This window comes from Microcoleus sp. Pol1C5, from assembly GCF_036701115.1.
Classification (GTDB): domain Bacteria; phylum Cyanobacteriota; class Cyanobacteriia; order Cyanobacteriales; family Microcoleaceae; genus Microcoleus.
In genome coordinates this window covers 1-17,610 of record NZ_JAUBQE010000083.1, presented here as the reverse complement: position 1 = coordinate 17,610, position 17,610 = coordinate 1, and the positions used below count along the sequence as shown (strand labels likewise).

Below are 17,610 nucleotides of genomic sequence, written 5' to 3'. Positions count from 1 at the left end.
CACCAAGGGTTTTGGCTGTTTATTCCCGAACCTGCCTCCGCTGGCTGACTCCTCTTTTAACTATGGGGTCTTTTTTTGGACCAAAATACGGCTTTTGCCCTGACAATCTCCCGCCCATGGATAGAAGAACTCTGTGGTTCAACATGATGATGGGCCTTACTTCGAGTATACGTAAGGCACAGTTCATTGGTGTCAACTTTGCTTTAAGGATGTGATCGTTCTCAACCAGGCGTTCGTTCTTCAACCTTTACCACGGGATATTAAGAAAAATTAAGCAAAGATCACGCTCACTCTTCCTAGGGTTAAGTAAGTCGGTGAGAAAAAGAGACTGGCGATGTCTGAGGGGTTTAACCCCTCAGACATCGCCGTCCTGAACAGGCAGAATGATAGTGTAATGAGACACCATATTAAATAATTGGCGTTGCTGAAAGACTAATGGTTATGGCGGTAAAATAGGAATAAGTAGAGTGGACGGAGGTTAATCCTGATAAAGTGTCCGGCGTTGCGACTCAAGCGAGATATAGAACCTATTTGGGGTCTTGGATGAGGAGCTAGAATTAGTCATAAATGGCATATTCCAGCGACCTAACCGACAAGGAGTGGGAAATCGTTGAGCCACTCTTGCCTCAAAAAAAGCAAACGACACCGCCTCTCGGTGGACTTGCGCGTCAAATCTTGAAGGGCATCCTCTACCAACTGAAGAACGGTTGCAACTGGGGTGACCTGCCCTGCATACCTGCCACCCTACTCCACAGTATTTTGGCACTACAAGCAGTGGCGCTCAGACGGCGTGTTAGTAAAGGAGATTCGAGATACCTTGTACGCCCAAGCGCGAACACAGGTCAAAAAAAACCAACGTGGACAATGTTGCTAATCATCGACTCACAAGCGGTGAAAAACACCTGTAATGCTGGAGTTGGATCCTGCTTTTACAAACCTACCAATGGCATCAAGCATCATTTGGCAGTGGATAGCCTGGGATTCCCGTTCTTCATTCATTGCAGTCCTTGCCAATGTGTCCGATGACCAGGGATTGATTGAGATGCTAGCAGCCAACATTAATTACTTCAAGGATAGACCTGATGACTTGCCCAAACTAACGATTTTGCTGCACCACGGGTATCATCCCACCGTGCTAAGTGCGGCGTTAGAGCAGATTTATCCTCAAATCATGACTAAAATTCAGTTTGAAGTGGCTCCGAAGCCGACCAAAGCCCAAAAGCAGCAGCAAGGGCAGACGGGATTTGTCGTCATTCCGACTCGTTGGGTCATTGAGCGGTCAAATGCGTGGGTAGAACGGTGTAAGAATTTAGTCAAGAATTTCGAGGGGACGCTGGAGAATGCGACGGCTAAGCTCAATGTGTGTTTCATTCGGCTCATGCTCAAACGCTTAGCAAAGAAACGGTTGGCAATAGCAAATGAATAGATCCCAAATAGGTTCTATAGACGTTCGCCAGTCTCACAGCGATCGCACTTTTTGATGTACCTAGTCTAAACTCGAATCTCAACTAATCGTACGTAAAAGCCAAGTATGAGTAAAGGCGTTTACTCAAAAAAAATAGGCTAGCCATATTTCACAGCGCCTATCTCAATCCAAATTTTAATAGCTCCCCGCAACGCCGTCTTACCTCAGCTTTTGACCTGGTATTTTACCAGGTGGGTACCGTTGGCTCGGACTTAAAGTTTCTGGGTACAAGCCCAGTTTACTGCTGTCCAAACATCTTGATTCCCGAGAGTTAAGAGTTATAGATCAAAAAAACATTATTGGCAGTCACCAACGTCGCAGTAGAACCTTTATTTAATATATACCAACTAACCAGATTTTGGCAAGCTTCGAGCAATTTAACTTGCATACCAGATAGATTCAACGCTTTGAGCGATCGCCTGTGCTTGCGATCGCCCCTGAGCCACCAAGTCCGCGTCGAGCACAACTGTAACGTGACCGAGTTTGCGGCCAGGACGCGATACTTTCTTACCATACCAATGGACAAAAGCACCGCTAATTTGTGCCAGTTGTTGTCTTTTTGCTACATAATCGGACTCGGCCGACTCGTAGCCGAGCAAATTTACCATGACAGCACCTGCACATTTCAACGCTGAATTGCCTAAAGGTAGTTGACAAACTGCGCGCAAATGCTGTTCAAATTGTGAAGTTTCACAGGCATCAATGGTAAAATGTCCCGAGTTGTGGGTGCGGGGTGCAATTTCATTGACTAACAGCTTATTATCGGCTGTTAAAAATAATTCAATGCCGAATACGCCGACAGCTTCTAAGCTGTTGAGGAGAGTGCGGGCGATCGCACAAGCTTCAGTTTTCACATCTAAACTAATATCAGCGGGCGCAATCACCAGATGACAAACCTGATTTTGCTGCTGAGTTTCGACGATCGGATAAATTGCAATTTCGCCAGTTGCCGATCGAGCCGCAATCACAGCTAACTCGCGATCGAACGGCACAAACTCTTCCACTAGCAAAGACTGACCTTGAAGTTTAGCACGAATTGACTCAAAACTCCCCCGATCCTTAACAATAAAAGTACCTTGGCCGTCATAACCGTGGCGGCGAACTTTGACGACAAAGGGAAAGTCGATCGATCCAGCATCCGAGTCTCCTTCACTCTGCACGCTGTCAGAAACAGAAATTGCCGGAAAGTCGATCGCCACCGCCTTAAACAATTCTGGGGGCAAATCCGCGCTGCAATCCCATTCCCAAAACCTCGGAGTTGGCAAACCTAAACCTTGTAAATAACAGCGTTGAACGTACTTATCCAACAAAGGAGAAAGCGACGACAAACTCGGCTGAAATAACACACCTTGCTCTTCTAGCGGCCGCAAACCATCCAACTCCACAAACTCATTTTCAAAAGTAATAACATCGCAGCCAGCCGCCAATTGAGCCGTAGCCAAAACATCATCAACAGCAGCCAAAACAGCACCAGCAGCAACCGAAACTGCCGGATCAGTAGCATGGGGAGTTTGCACTACCAATTCAATACCTAGCGCCCTAGCAGCATCCCCCATCATCGAAGCTAGCTGGCCGCCGCCGACAACGCCCACCCGCTTAAATTGGGCAGACGAACTCGCAGCAGTTTGATTTGATTTCATGTGAGTAAAATTCCGCAAAGTCAACCTGCCTATCTTATCGCTATTTAACCCTGGCTCAATTACAGTAATTGCAGAGTTAAAAGCCAAAAAATAGTTTTAATTGCAGGATTAAATCGAGGCAGAACCCAGAAAAATAGGGTGGCTAAAGTCTTTAATTATTGCACACTCCCAGCCATTGAGAAACAGCCGTCGAACCCCACCCGTCCAGAAAAGTTCCACATCTAGCAATTCCCTAGCCCCAACCATGGCATAATTGACAGCACTGCAAAAAGCAGATAGAGAGATGCCAACACTGAAAATCAGACATTCAGGGAACAAAATTTATAGGTGAGGATACTGTGAAAGTTTTAGTTGTGGGAAACGGAGGTCGCGAACACGCGATCGCAAAAAAACTGCTAGAATCTACGCGGATTAAACAAGTATTCTGCGTACCGGGCAACGGCGGCACAGCTACCACCCAAGGCTGTCAAAATCTGTCGCTCAACATCGACGACTTCCAGGGCATCGAACGCTTTGTGATGGTCAACAACATCGGATTAGTTATCGTCGGCCCCGAATTGCCCCTATCCCTAGGCATCGCCGACTATTTCCACCAACGAAAAATGATGATTTTCGGCCCCACCAAAGCCGGTGCCCAAATTGAATCCAGCAAATCCTGGGCCAAAGAATTGATGCTCGAAGCAGGCATCCCAACACCGAAAGCTGCCGTATTTACAGACGCAGAAGCAGCAAAAGCATACGTTGTGGAACAAGGAACCCCAATAGTTATCAAAGCAGACGGACTCGCATCAGGCAAAGGAGTCACCGTTGCCACCACCGTCAAAATGGCTCACAGCGCCATCAACACCATTTTCCGAGGCGAATTCGGCACCGACAACATCCGAGTCGTCGTCGAAGAATTCTTAACAGGTCAAGAAGTCTCGATTCTCGCCCTTACCGACGGCATCACAGTGGAACCGTTGCTGCCGGCTCAAGACCACAAAGCTATCGGCGAAGGCGACAAGGGAGCCAACACAGGCGGTATGGGAGCCTACGCCCCAGCGCCCATTGTCACCCCGGAACTCATGGAAAGGATTCAAGAAGAAATTCTCGAACCCACCATTGCAGCACTGCAAAAACGCAAAATTGACTACCGGGGTGTACTCTACGCCGGTTTAATGATTACCCCGGACGGAGAACCCAAAGTCTTAGAATTCAACTGCCGTTTCGGAGATCCCGAAACTCAAGCGGTTTTGTCACTGCTGGAAACTCCTTTAGAAGATTTGGTGCTCGCCTGCTGTCAGCAGCGTCTGGGTGAATATTCTATTCGCTGGAAGTCGGGGGCCTCTGTTTGCGTAGTTTTGGCTTCTGGGGGCTATCCTGGAAGTTATCAAAAAGGCAAAGTTATTACAGGTATCGAGGAAGCTGAAGCCAAAGGAGCAGAAGTGTTTCACGCCGGTACTCAGTTGAAGCAGCAACAGTTAGTGAGTGACGGCGGCCGGGTTTTAGGTGTAACTGCGACGGGAGAAACTTTGGAACAAGCTATTTCCAAGGCTTATACAGCAGTTGATTGCATCCAATTTGAAGGCGTCTACTGCCGCCGGGACATCGGCCGCCGAGCCCTGGGTGATAAAAATTAGGAATTGCGACATCGGCCGCCATCCGAAAGCCAAGCAATCTCAATGTAGAAATGTAACAATGAAATTTGGTATCTATGCGATGGCGGTAGCGGACAAGTCGCATCAGAAAATTCGATCGGGAGCCAACTGAATTGATCTTGCTTTTAATATTGAACGGGTGAAGTGGTGAAATGCTGGCCATACTAAACAAAATCGGAGAAATTATTGCCCGCTGGTGGTCGGATTTTACCCTCCAGACCCGCCTGATGGCCGCTGCTACCCTCGTAGTGTCGTTAATTATGAGCGGCCTGACATTCTGGGCGGTGAATACTATCCAGCAAGATGCCCGACTTAACGATACTCGCTACGGCCGCGACCTCGGCCTGCTATTGGCGGCAAATGTGGCGCCACTGATTGCCAAAAACGATCGCTCCGAAGTCGCCCGCTTTTCCCGCCAATTTTACAGCAGCACTTCTAGCGTCCGCTATATGCTTTACGCCGACGAAGCGGGGGATATTTTCCTGGGGATACCCTTTTCAGAATCCGAGGTGGAAACTTCCCTGACGCTGCGCCGCCAGATCAAACTTCCGGATAATTTTATCACCGATATTGAGGCGAGAAATTTAACTTCTTTGCCTTTGGTGCGGCAGCATTTGACGCCAGATGGAGAAGTTACCGATGTATTTGTGCCGTTAATTCATGAAGACAAATATTTGGGAGTTTTGGCAATCGGCATTAACCCAAATCCCGCAGCAGTTATCTCTTCAAATCTTACTAGGGATGTCACTTTAGCAGTATTTGTCACAATTTGGGTGATGGTAATTTTGGGAGCTGTATTTAATGCCCTGACAATTACTCAGCCGATCAAACAATTAGTCTTCGGGGTCAAAAACATTGCCAGCGGGAATTTTAAGCAGCGAGTTGACCTGCCTTTAGGGGGAGAATTGGGCGAGTTGATTGGCAGTTTTAATGAAATGGCCCAGAAACTCGAAAGTTATGAAGAACAAAATATTGAAGAGCTGACAGCGGAAAAAGCTAAGTTAGAAACTTTGGTTTCAACGATTGCTGATGGCGCGCTTTTATTAGACGCAAATTTGCAGGTGATTTTAGTTAATCCGACGGGGATGCGGATTTTTGGATGGGAAGGTAAAAATGCGCTTGGAGTAAATGTTCTGAACATTTTGCCTTCGGAAGTGCAGCAGGAGTTGGCTAGACCGTTGCAGGAAATAGCTGCAGGCGATCGCGACGGCGGCGAATTTCGCATCTCGATGAGCGAACCTGTTAACCGTACAATTCGGATTGTTTTAACAACAGTCATTCTGCACAAAGCGCCCGGTGCCGAACCGCTGTGCAGAAGCTGCATCCGCCATGAGGAAGATACCTGTACCGAGCCACAACGCCCGGTAGCTGTAGAGTGTACTTTCTACGAGCAAACCTCGAAGCATCAAGGTTCCGGAAATTACCGAGAAAGTCTCAAAGGCATTGCAATGACAGTGCAGGACATTACTCGCGAAGTAGAACTCAATGAGGCTAAAAGCAATTTTATCAGCAATGTTTCTCACGAATTGAGAACACCTTTATTTAATATCAAATCTTTTATCGAGACTCTCCACGAGTACGGAGAAGACCTTCTAGAAAGCGAGCGCAGGGAATTCCTAGAAATTGCCAATCGAGAAACCGATCGACTAACTCGTTTAGTTAACGACGTGTTAGACTTGTCGCGACTGGAATCCTGCCGAGTTTATCACTTGGAGGCGGTTGACCTCCCGCAAGCTGTGGAACAAACCCTGCGGACTTATCAGTTAAATGCTAAGGATAAAGGCATTGAATTAGAGCAAGAAGTTGACCCGTATTTGCCGCCTGCTTTAGGTCATTACGATTTGTTACTGCAAGTATTTGCAAATTTAGTAGGAAATGCCTTAAAATTTACTCAGTCCGGCGGCAAGGTGGCTATTCGAGCATATTTGCTAGAGCCGGAGGCGCCAACCCACAAAGACGGTCAATCCGTCAACCACAACTTGTCACCGGATGCCCAACCTTGTCCCGTAGTGCGGATCGAAATTTCTGATACTGGAATTGGCATAGATCCTGAAGACCAACAAGCAATCTTCGAGCGCTTTTTCCGGGTAGAAAACCGAGTACACACTTTAGAAGGAACGGGATTAGGTCTTTCTATTGTCAGAAACATTATTGACAAGCACCACACTAAAATTAATTTAGTTAGCGAAGTTAATGTGGGTACGACTTTCTGGTTCGACTTGGCAGTTTATCAGCCGAAACAAACAGTAGACATGGAAAATTCTTGGCCAGTGGAAGCAACTGTGGAGAGTGAAACAATTGCGAGTCATATTAAGTAAGCTCACTTAATTAAACGTAAAACGCGATCACTTTTAAACCCCCAACTTCTTTAAAAAGTCGGGTATATGCCTATTCTGTTTAAAGATTCTCCTAATAGGCCTGACCGAAGGCTGACATCATCATTGTGGATTATCCTTAGCTGTCCTATCTAAGCTCAATTTTACCGATAAAACTACATACCAACACCAATAAGTACCAACCCCCAATAGTCCCCCCTCGGTCAAATTGGTCATTAGCATAAATGTTAATAAATACAAAGGCAAACCTGACTCTGGAAAATTTCCTTTAACTAGGTACTTTATACCTCTAAATATATTATTCAAGAATGACCCAATAAACAAAAAGAGTCCCGTCCAACCCAGTTCGCAAAGTATATCAAGAAAACCATTGTGAGAGTGGGGTGGCACAAAACCAGTTTTAGCTACTATAATTCCGTAAGCGGGGTTTTCCAAGCCACGCCAAGACTGCCAAAATCCTTGCATTCCATAACCAAACATGGGATTATTTTGATTAACTCTATCAATAATTAAAGGCCAAAAATCGGTTCTACCGGTTAAAGTCATATCTTTTTGCAAGCCATCCACAATAATAGCCTCTAAATTATTTAACACCAAAATACTTATACCTATACTACCGACCAAAAATAAGATAAAGCAGACAAAAGCCCATTTTACAGGTAATTTTTTTAAGAGTGCTAAATAACTCCACAAACTGATTAATACCACTGTCAAAATCCGACTAGCACCGCTACAACCTTTTTGCAATCCTAATAAAGATATTAAAATGATAAATAATGATAAGTATCGATATTTACGCTCCTTAAAAGCATATAAAATCCATAAAGAAGCTGTATTAGCCATTTGAAAAGAAAAAGTGTTTTTATGACCTAAAACTCCTGTCCAACAACCGTCCGGTGCTGCATTTGTTTTCACAAGTAACCATAAAGCTAATAAACCAGTTAGCCATCTCAATAATCCATAAATTTCTAACCAACTATACACTTTTCCTACATAAATAGAAACCAGTGTTACTCCCCAAATAGCCAAAATAGCCCTAAAAGTAATTTCAGGAGTTTGTGACCACAAGCCAGATAAAGTCATTATCAATAAAAACCCACCTAAAAAAATGTCTCCTGCTATCCATTTAATGCACATAGAAACTGTTTTTTGGGTAGTTTTAGTTAATCGGGGAAAAAGCATTAATATCATGGCCCCATAAATGGCAATTTGACCAATCATTGTTGGGGGTGTAGTTTCTAAGTTGTAGAAAACGTTAGGATGGAGTTTGGGAAAGGGCATGGCTATGATCCCTGAACCACCAGTGATGGTAAAAAAAAGTATCCCCACAAAAATCTTTTCTAATCTGGCACCCAATTTCGGATGGCGTGCGGCTAAAATATAAATAGTCACAAAGACGATAACTGCTAAACAAAAAAGCATCAACGCAAACATCGGCACCCTTAAAATATCTTTCATGGCTTTACCTCTATTATCAATTTGCTACTACCTATGAAATGGCTTACTCTCCCTGCCTTACAAGTGCCAATGCTGGCGCTGGTACTCACTCTCTCGTACCCTCAAACCAACCTCGCTCAGTCCCCAGGCCCCGCAACAAGTATTAATACTGACTACTATCTAGGCGGTGGAGACAATATTAGAATTGATATCTACGATCTGCCCCAGCTTAGTGGGGAATATCAAATTCCCGCTGGGGGAGCTATTCAAATCCCGATTATTGGTAGTGTTCCCCTTCAAGGATTAACTTTAGAACAGGCCGCCCAAGTTATCACTAGAGCTTATGGTCGCGTTGTAAAAAGACCTTTAGTTACCATCAGCTTACAAGCTGCTCGCCCGCTCAATATTTGGTTATCTGGTGAAATAAGCCGTCCCGGCTCCTACTCATTACCCCTAGCTAATGGAGGTGGCAACAGACCATCTGTTCAGTTTCCCACTCTTCCTCAAGCTTTAGAAAAAGCTGGGGGTATTCGAGCTAGCGCTGATATCCGACGAGTAATTGTGCGGCGTCGGCTCACGGCGAACAAAGAAATAACTATCACTTATAATCTGTGGGATTATTTACAAACTGGTCAGACCAGCCAAGATATCACGTTGCGAGATGGAGATCAAATCTTGGTTCCCCCTCAAGAAACAATTAATTTAACAGAAACAAATCAACTTAGTGAATCTACTTTTTCTATACCAGCAGAGCAACCCCGTAGTGTCTCAGTATTCGGAGAGGTAAAGCGTCCCGGTAGATATGTCGCCATTGGTGGTGATACCCAAAATGGTCAAAGAACCAACGGACAACCGACAATTATTCGTGCTCTACAACTAGCTGGTGGAATCACATCAATCGCAGATATTCGCCAAATCCAACTTCAACGTTATACTAGAAGTGGCCAACAACAAATTAGAACTATTAACCTCTGGCAATATTTGCAAGAACAAGATACCTCTCAAGATACTATACTACAAGAAGGGGATATCATATTTGTGCCGACAGCGACGGCGATCGACCCTGGAGAAGTTTCGGTTCTAGCGACTGCTAGCTTTGCTCCGGGGACTGTGCAAGTAAATGTTATCGGAGAAGTCAATACTCCGGGTGGACTCAAATTACCTCCTAATACTACCTTAAATCAAGCAATTATGAGTGCGGGAGGTTTCAGGCTAAGTCGCGCTAACTCTAGATCCGTAGAACTGATCAGGCTGAATCCTAATGGAACTATATCGCGATCGGAAGTAGCAATTAATTTGAATCAAGGAATCGATGGTCAAACCAACCCACTTATTCAAGATAATGACATAATTATAGTGGGACGATCAAGGACTGCTACCTTGGTAGACACCATTACCACTGTTCTCACACCAGTTAATAATATTATTGGTGGAATTCTCGTTCCCACCCGACTAATAGAGCTACTCAGAATCTTAGGAAATTAGGAATTTCATAAAATTAGCCTTATGGATAAAAAGCTGTTTTCTTCCCTAAAGGATGATCTTAATGGTCACTATCTGTCCGCAGCCTCCCGTAACTACGTAGCTAGTACCCCAGAAGGAGATGACCAAGTCCTTGATATGGGATGGGTAGTAGCTGTGGTCAAACGTCGCCTTCTGGTGATGGCTATAGTAGCTGCCAGCATCGGTACTTTGACTGGTACTTTCGTGATCAGGGCTGCCAAAAAATCTATTACTGAGTATGAAGGAAAATTTACAGTTTTAGCAGAACCGCTTACGACTGACGATCGGCTATCAAAGCTCTTAGTCCAAGCTCAAAGTAACGGTATAGGCATCACAGACTTGAACAAAATTAAGTCATCAGCGGAAGACGGTTCCTCGGTGGATTATCAAAGTTTAACGCGGGTTTTAAAAAGCCCCGAAGTGCTAATACCATTAGTTAATAAATTGCAACAAAGATATCCAAATTTTGACTATAAAAATCTCAACAACCGCTTGACTATCCAACGTGTTACTTTCTTGCGAGATGGGAAGCAGGGGGGTACTAAACTCCTAGATATTAGCTACCGTGATCGAGATCCCAAGCGCATCAAATATGTGCTGGAAGAAACTGCCAAATATTACCGAGAATATATGGGCAAAGAGCGCTTAAGAGTTAGCAAACAAAGTATTGATTTTATTGCTAGACAAATGCCACCCCTCCAGCAGAAAGTAGATAACTTGCAGCAAGAATTACAAACCTTAAGAATTAAGTATAACTTTAATCAACCAGAAGTACGCAGCCGCAGCCTATCAGATCAGCTAGATAGTGTAACTAATCGTCGCCTAGAAGTGCAAGTACAACTAGCAGAAAGTAGGCAGCAATATGAAAACTACAAAAAAAGATCATTAAATGGCGATAATCGTTGGATTATTGATATTAGCCCCAAGTCTTATGAAAGTTTAATAGGCAAAATAACTGAAATAGAGTCGCAATTAGCTTTAAATTCTACTCAATTTTATGAAAATAGCCTTCCCATTCAATCTTTGCGGGAAAAGCAGCAAAGTTTGCGCGATTTAATAAAAATAGAAGCTGATACTGTTATTTTGCAGATGCAATCACAACTAAAACAGTTGGAAGCTCGCGAGCGAGTGATAACTAATAGCCAAAATTTACTGCAAGCAAAAATTACTCAAATGCCCCAAGCTCAACGTCGCTATGATGACCTACAATTAAAACTAGAACTAGCTAAAGATACTCTCAAGCTGTTCATGGAAAAACAAAAAACTTTACAAATAGATGCTGGTCAAATTTATGACTCTTGGGAAATTATATCTAAACCACAGTTAGTCACAAACGAAAATGGTGATCTCCACCCAGTAACAGAAAAACAAACCCGCCGGCAGCTAGCGATCGCGATCGTTATTAGCACTTTACTAGGCATTGCTATAGGTTTCCTAGTAGAAGTTTTAAATACTGTTTTTCATACTCCCGAAGAAATTAAATCAGCAACTAAACGTCCTCTTTTGGGAGTAATTCCGATCGCCAAAGCGATGAAAATTAAATCTCGTAGAGGTGAAAGGGTTCCCGCTCAATTCACTAGCATAACTTCAAATACTAACGGTGCAAGCTTAAAACGAATAATAGTTTCAAATTCCCAAGATTTTCCTGTAATAGAGGCATTTCACTACTTATACACAAATATTCAGTTATTAAATGCTGAACACCCAGTAAGTTCTTTAACCATCACTTCGACTCTTAAAGGTGAGGGTAAGTCAACTGTAGCACTTTATTTAGCTAAAACTGCTTCTGCTGTGGGTAAACGAGTATTATTAGTAGATGCTAATATGCGTTCTCCTCAACTCCATACATACCTTAGTTTATCAAATCTGAAAGGTTTAAGTAATACTTTAAGTTCTGATTTAAGCTTAAATGAGGCTATTCAGCGATTACCCGACGATGACAATCTTTTTGTCCTCACTGCTGGTACTATTCCCCCTGATCCAATTAAATTACTTTCTTCGAGAAAGATGCACTATTTAATGGAACAATTCCTAGCGTTATTTGATTTAGTCATTTACGATACACCACCTTTAATTGGTTTAGCAGATGGTCATTTACTAGCCTCTCAAACTGATGGTACAGTGCTGATAGTAAAAATAGAAAAAACCGATCGCGGACTGGTAAACAAAGCTTTAGATCAACTAAATGTAGCCGATTTTAAAGTATTGGGAGTAGTAGCTAATGGGGTTAAATAACGAACGCTGAAATGGAGTTAGACCGCCAAAGGAAGAAGTAAGACAATCTTGGATTTTTGATGTTTGGTTGACCAGAGGTATTCACTTACTAGATAGGGGTTTGGAGTTAGCCTATAGTTGGATTCTTTGGGGAAACTGGTATAAGAAGTCGATGTACAATGCAAAATAAGTAAATCAAGCTAATTAAACGTAAAACGATCGCGCTCTTAGAGCCCCGACTTCTTTAAGAAGTCGGGGTGGTAATTATATCAAGACTTAAGAAAGAGTCTTTCGAGCGCGTTCCGATCGCTCTTCTGCCGTATCCATAACATCCGCCATTTTATCCACCATTTCCCCTGGATAATTTTCCAGTACCCGAGTAGAAAGCGAAATCCGGCCGCGACTTTCATCGAGGTCAACCACGATCGCTTTCAGGGGTTGACCGGGAGCAAACACCTTTCCAAGGTTATCAATATATTTTTGGCTAACTTGCTTGATGTGCAGCAAACCGCTAACTCCTTCCAAGTCCACAAATACGCCAAAAGGCTTGATGCTGCTGACTTTTCCTTCCACCAACTGACCAATTTGCAAATCCTTGAAAGCATTCGATTGAGTGGCCATCCGCTGGGAAAGTACGAGTTTTTCTCGTTCGCGATCGACCTCCAAAAAATTCACGCTCAAAGATTGACCGATCAGCGATTCTAGGTTATCGCGTTCCACTAAGTGCGATCGGGGAATAAAACCGCGCATTCCCTGAACATCTACTGTCACGCCACCCTTATTTGCGCCAGAAACCCGCACCTGAAGAACTTTACCGGTTTCCTGCAATTCAATTAAATCTTCCCAAGCTTGCTGAATTTGTAACTGCCGCAGAGACAAGGTAACTTGGCCATCTGCATCTTGTTCGCGGATAATCAAAAAGTCCCGTTCCTCGTCCAGCGGAACCACTTCCGACAAATCCGTTACTGTTCTCAAAGCAGCCTCTTCGATCGGCAAAAAAGCCGAAGACTTGCCGCCGATATCAACATACGCGCCGTTTGAGTCGTACTCGAACACTTTGCCGCGCACTACTTGTCCCTTCTGGAACTCATAATTGTGCTGTTCGAGGGCTTTAGCAAAATCATCCATTGAAAAAGATGCTTTTGCGCTTTGAGAACCTGTAGATTTGGAATTCATGTCAGTTTAGTTGTCAGTTGTCAGTAATTTAGTTGGCAGTCGTCAGTAGAAAAAATTTTCCCACTCTCCCTATCTCCCTATCTCCCCATCTCCCACTCTCTAAGCTGGTTGAAGTTGCTGATGAAATAGCTGCTTCACCTGCGTCCACGAGTCGGCTGCTGCCGTAGCGTCGTAACTGCCGCGGTGGTCGCAGAAGAAGCCGTGATCGGCATTGTAGCGGAAAATTCGGTGAGAAATACTGTGTTTTTGCAATTCGGCGGCGATTTGCTCAACTTGTTCTAGGGGAATGCTGGGGTCTTGGGTGCCAAAAAAGGCGTAGAGAGTGCCTTTAATGTCTGCTGTGCGGGCGATCGTGGGGGTTCCGCCGCCGGGGGTTAGAGTGGCGATACCGGCGCCGTAGAACGACGCTGTAGCCTTGATTTCGGGCAAAGTAGCGGCGATGTAGGCGACGTGCCCTCCAAAGCAGAAACCGATGCAGCCAAAACCTTGTTGTTTGACAGAGGGTAGAGTTTTGAGGTAATCGATGGTGGCTTGGATGTCGCCGAGAAGTTCGGAAGCTGTGGTTTTTTCTTTGTATTCTCGGCCGATTTTGATAGCTTCGGGTGTGTAGCCGGTTTCAAAGCCGGGGGCTTGACGTTGGTAAATGGCTGGGGCGATCGCCACATATCCTTCTTTTGCTATTCTTTCAGTAACTTCGCGGATGTGCGAGTTGACGCCAAAGATTTCTTGAATTACGATAACTGCGGGAAATTGCCCTGAAGAGGCTGGCTGGGCTAGGTATGCAGCTATTTGCAAATCCCCGTTAGGAACTGTGATGTTTTTGGTGATAATTTCGGCTTTGGTCATAGGGAGTTTTAAGGTAAATGCCACTCTACTGATTTTAAGTTGATTTGGGAAAATTTTAGGCAATTCGGCAATTATATTTTTCGGAACCGCGAAGCGCAAATAGCGCAAATATGGCAGGTAAAAATTCGCTATCTATTGAAGGTTTAGGTTGGGCTGAATAATTCGGGGTGGCTCATTCATAGCAATTAAGGGAGATGAAATTTCGGTAAAATATATAGTCATTTCAAATAAAAAAGAGACACGATTGAGCGCAGTAGGCACAGATGAGTTCATCTAAAGATGTGCCAGCAAGAGCATACATTCTGGCTCGCTTTAAGGCACTAAAATCGTGTTCAATATCGTTCAGGTAGGCGAGAATATTTCGGGAGAAAAAGAACTTGATGACCCGTTTCCTCTACCAGTTCTCGAATCGCTGTTTTTCGATGAATCGGTGCATTATCCATGATTAATATAGATGGCTTTGTTAGAGAGGGTAATAAATATAAAGATAACCACCCTTCAAAGCCTTCTGCATTGAGGCTTCCCGTAAAAACCATTGGGGCAATTAAATCCTTTTCTCCTTTCAGTCGAACGGCTACTAGATTTTCTCTTTTTCCCCGGCAAGCCGGACTTTTCACCCGACTTTTTTTTCCTTTTTTTGACCAACCCTAAGCACAATATTGAAACTGTTCAAATCCTGATTCATCAATAAAAACCAGGCTTTGATTTCCCGATACTTTAATCAATTTTTGCTCGATTATAATAGTATTTCATTCTTTATTCTCGGTTTCTTTCCTGCTAACCCCGTTCTTTTTTTTCGGGAATTTTCCTTTTTTTTAAGAGCATAAGATATGGCACTGGGTCTGGTTCCAAACTTCTTGGCTCTGTCGATTAATCTGGCATCTGGATTCTCTTTAACATCCTTTTCTAAGGCTTGCCAATCTAGTTTTCTCTTACGTCTTTTTACCTTTGTAGCTTGAAGGTCTGACCGACCCAACCACCGATATATCGTTGCTCTTCCTACCTTAAATAGGACAGCAGCTTGGGCGATACGACCGCCATTTTCTACATAATCCACTACTCTTTTTCCTGGGGGGTGACAAAGAGGTCTACGAGATAGACTGTATAAGAGTTGCAGCCCGGATACCTTGTTGATAAAAGCGGCGTTTAGAAGGAGTTAAGTTTATTAACTGTTCCATCTCCCAAGAATATTGTTCTAGATAATTAACCCACTTTTCTCCATCTTGCGCCAACACCAAATGTACTCCGTCTACCATATCTTTTTTTGGGTTCTTTGCGACGAGATACATATTCTTGTACCTGCTTTTTCTTCAGTTTAGTACCTTGAAATATTGCTGAACTATACGCAAGTGTCATGAGCAGAATCATGTTAATAAGTCTGTTTCCTTTGAGGCTTGTTCCTTCAAGGTCGTAGCCGACTGTTTTACAATCTCGGAACATTTCTTCAATTCCCATCCGCTGCTTATAAGCATTGAGTGCTGCTCCCAACGAGCCTAAGTTTGTGAGAATAAACCACGCTTCATCAACCTTCCATGCCCCATAGTTTCTTTTCCATTTACAAGCAACATCAAATCCAGTAGCAGTCTGAGTTTTTCTTACTCTTTTACCTTGAAAATATAAAGAGGTTCCGGGTACTATTTCTAATTCATCTAACCGTTGCCAAACTAAATGTTCTATTTCTATACAATGATTCCTCTTCAGTCTCAAACAAAAAGACACACCCTTTTCTTTCAGCCAGTTTCCCAAGTCGATTGAACAAAATTTACGATCTCCTAAAACGATGACTTTATATTGGGAAAACAATGGTAAAACAGGCTGTAGATTTGCAGTTTGTTCGTCGAAGTTGCTGCTTCCCAGTTTTGGCAACAATGACCAGTATAATGGAATTGCTCTTCGCTCCCAGATTAAGCTGACCATAAACAGATTAATACACCCCCATTGACTGCGGTTGATGGCGATTGATAAACGACTACCAACACGGCAATAAGTGGTCAACCAATAAGTAATTAATGGGAACCAAATTAATTCGATCGTTAAGTGAGGTAAATCTAAAAATCTTTGTAATTTCCGCCGCCGACTTTCGGCTGTAATTAGGCAGGGAAATACTCGCGAGAGCCGTTCTAATCTCATTTGTTTTTCTGATTGTATCAAGGATACTAGATTGTCATCACCAAAAACTGAGATGGTGTCAGGTATTTTTGTAAATGAGTCTGGTAGAATGTTAGTATCATTATTTGTTTGGATAGGCAAGCGTGTAACAATTCTGCTGCCTATAGCCTTTCTCAGAAAGATGAGGTACAATAACAGCAGTGTGTAAACCAGTTAAAAATATTTGACGATGTAACTTGTCCGAAGGCAAACTCGATGGCTTTTCCTAACTCTTGATAATTAGTAGTCTTGATAGAACGGAGAATGATTTTAAGTTTTGACCACAAATTCTCAATTGGTGAAAAATCTGGTGAATAAGGTGATAAGTATATTAATTTTGCGCCTTTCTTTTCAATAGCTTTTTTGACTTCTTCTCCCAGGTGAATAGGACAATTATCCATCACCACACAAGCACCTTTCCAGAGTTGTGGTACGAGTTTTCTGATAATAAAAGCTTCAAATGTAATTGCATCAGTTCCGCCTATTAGATTAACCGATGTCAAAATTTTATTGACTGAAATTGCTCCAATTATTGAGACATTTTTGCCAGGTTTAGTAGGTTTGGATCCCTTGGCTCTGTCACCTTTTAAAGACCTAGCATATAACCTAACCATTGCCAAATTAACTCCCGATTCATCAAGGAATATTAAGTCTTTTAAACTAATCTTTTTAATTGTTTCCCAGAACTCACATCGCAGGATTTGAACTCGCTCGGTGCCTTTTCCTGAAGGGAATAGAGTTTTTTTTTACAGTAATGTTTAAGAGTTTTATCATTCTTCCTCTTGTTGCTCTACTAACGGAAAATCCGATTTTTCCATAAAGTAAATAACGGAGTTCTTCAAGAGTTGCATCATTATTTTCTTCAATCAATTGGGCCAAGATGAGTAGTTGCTCCGCATTGAGTTTGCCTTTGACTCCACATCGGTCAGTTCTCGGAGTAATGTTTTTTGTTTCACGATATTGTTTAAGCAATTTTTGTACAAAACTCAGGGCTACAGAAAAACGCTTAGCTATTGCTTTTTGTGAAATGGGTTCAGCATGATAAGTATCAAGAATTTTTTGCCGAAAATCAATCGAATAAGCTTTCATTTTTAACAATGTATGAAGTTTGGTACAAGTAAACGGGTTGTGATACCAATTTCATAAAATAGTGCTACAATTAGTAGGTATCGTTTTTGTGAGCTAGTTCCCAAATATAAAGAAGAAAA

The 17,610-nt window shown here is 43.1% G+C and carries 12 protein-coding genes, 1 other RNA gene and 1 pseudogene; 6 read left to right on the top strand and 8 right to left on the bottom strand.

The features are described 5' to 3' along the window. The first annotated feature begins 567 nt into the window (after window positions 1-567). Window positions 568-1,026, top strand: coding sequence for a transposase (locus QUA23_RS31210; protein ID WP_445243531.1), 459 nt, complete (start codon window positions 568-570; stop codon window positions 1,024-1,026). Next, window positions 944-1,426, top strand: coding sequence for an IS5/IS1182 family transposase (locus tag QUA23_RS28970; RefSeq protein WP_333079291.1), 483 nt, complete (start codon window positions 944-946; stop codon window positions 1,424-1,426). Before QUA23_RS31210 ends, QUA23_RS28970 begins: the two co-directional genes overlap by 83 nt. A gap of 179 nt (window positions 1,427-1,605) precedes the next feature. On the opposite strand, the gene ssrS is transcribed toward QUA23_RS28970, so the two are convergent. Then, window positions 1,606-1,792, bottom strand: a non-coding RNA gene (gene ssrS, locus QUA23_RS28965) — 6S RNA. 50 nt (window positions 1,793-1,842) lie between these two features. Further along, window positions 1,843-3,105, bottom strand: a complete 1,263-nt coding sequence (locus tag QUA23_RS28960) for a 5-(carboxyamino)imidazole ribonucleotide synthase (RefSeq protein WP_333079289.1) — start codon at window positions 3,103-3,105, stop codon at window positions 1,843-1,845. Window positions 3,106-3,443: 338 nt separating this feature from the next. Between QUA23_RS28960 and purD the strand changes: the two genes are divergently transcribed. Both purD and QUA23_RS28950 read left to right on the top strand, forming a co-directional pair. Continuing rightward, window positions 3,444-4,724, top strand: a complete 1,281-nt coding sequence (gene purD / locus QUA23_RS28955; RefSeq protein ID WP_333079288.1) for a phosphoribosylamine--glycine ligase — start codon at window positions 3,444-3,446, stop codon at window positions 4,722-4,724. 170 nt (window positions 4,725-4,894) lie between these two features. Continuing rightward, complete coding sequence (locus tag QUA23_RS28950) at window positions 4,895-7,060, top strand: ATP-binding protein (protein ID WP_333079286.1); 2,166 nt, start codon at window positions 4,895-4,897, stop codon at window positions 7,058-7,060. Between the two features lie 120 nt (window positions 7,061-7,180). Here the strand turns inward: QUA23_RS28950 and QUA23_RS28945 are convergent, their stop codons facing one another. After that, entirely contained in the window at window positions 7,181-8,536 is a 1,356-nt protein-coding gene (locus tag QUA23_RS28945) for an O-antigen ligase family protein (protein ID WP_333079284.1), read from the bottom strand. Between the two features lie 33 nt (window positions 8,537-8,569). Between QUA23_RS28945 and QUA23_RS28940 the strand changes: the two genes are divergently transcribed. Together QUA23_RS28940 and QUA23_RS28935 are read left to right on the top strand one after the other, a co-directional pair. Further along, the gene (locus QUA23_RS28940; RefSeq protein WP_333079282.1) at window positions 8,570-10,000 is read left to right on the top strand and encodes an SLBB domain-containing protein; all 1,431 of its coding nucleotides are present in this window, start codon (window positions 8,570-8,572) and stop codon (window positions 9,998-10,000) included. Window positions 10,001-10,021: 21 nt separating this feature from the next. Next, the gene (locus tag QUA23_RS28935; RefSeq protein ID WP_333079281.1) at window positions 10,022-12,253 is read left to right on the top strand and encodes a polysaccharide biosynthesis tyrosine autokinase; all 2,232 of its coding nucleotides are present in this window, start codon (window positions 10,022-10,024) and stop codon (window positions 12,251-12,253) included. Window positions 12,254-12,508: 255 nt separating this feature from the next. Here QUA23_RS28935 and QUA23_RS28930 read toward each other — a convergent pair whose 3' ends face one another. The 5 genes and pseudogenes from QUA23_RS28930 to QUA23_RS28910 form a co-directional block, all read right to left on the bottom strand. Continuing rightward, a complete protein-coding gene (locus QUA23_RS28930) occupies window positions 12,509-13,408 on the bottom strand; it encodes a S1 RNA-binding domain-containing protein (RefSeq protein WP_333063140.1) in 900 nt (299 codons plus the stop codon). 99 nt (window positions 13,409-13,507) lie between these two features. After that, on the bottom strand, window positions 13,508-14,254 hold the full coding sequence (locus QUA23_RS28925) for a dienelactone hydrolase family protein (RefSeq protein WP_333079280.1): 747 nt from the start codon (window positions 14,252-14,254) through the stop codon (window positions 13,508-13,510). 223 nt (window positions 14,255-14,477) lie between these two features. Beyond that, a pseudogene (locus QUA23_RS28920) lies at window positions 14,478-15,371 on the bottom strand (IS630 family transposase). 86 nt (window positions 15,372-15,457) lie between these two features. Beyond that, window positions 15,458-16,504: an IS4 family transposase gene (locus tag QUA23_RS28915; RefSeq protein ID WP_333079279.1), complete on the bottom strand. Its 1,047-nt coding sequence runs from the start codon at window positions 16,502-16,504 to the stop codon at window positions 15,458-15,460. A gap of 32 nt (window positions 16,505-16,536) precedes the next feature. After that, a protein-coding gene (locus QUA23_RS28910; protein WP_333079276.1) for an IS630 family transposase occupies window positions 16,537-17,491 on the bottom strand; the annotation gives its coding sequence in 2 pieces (ribosomal slippage) (window positions 16,537-17,149 and window positions 17,148-17,491; 957 coding nt in all). Window positions 17,492-17,610: the final 119 nt, after the last annotated feature.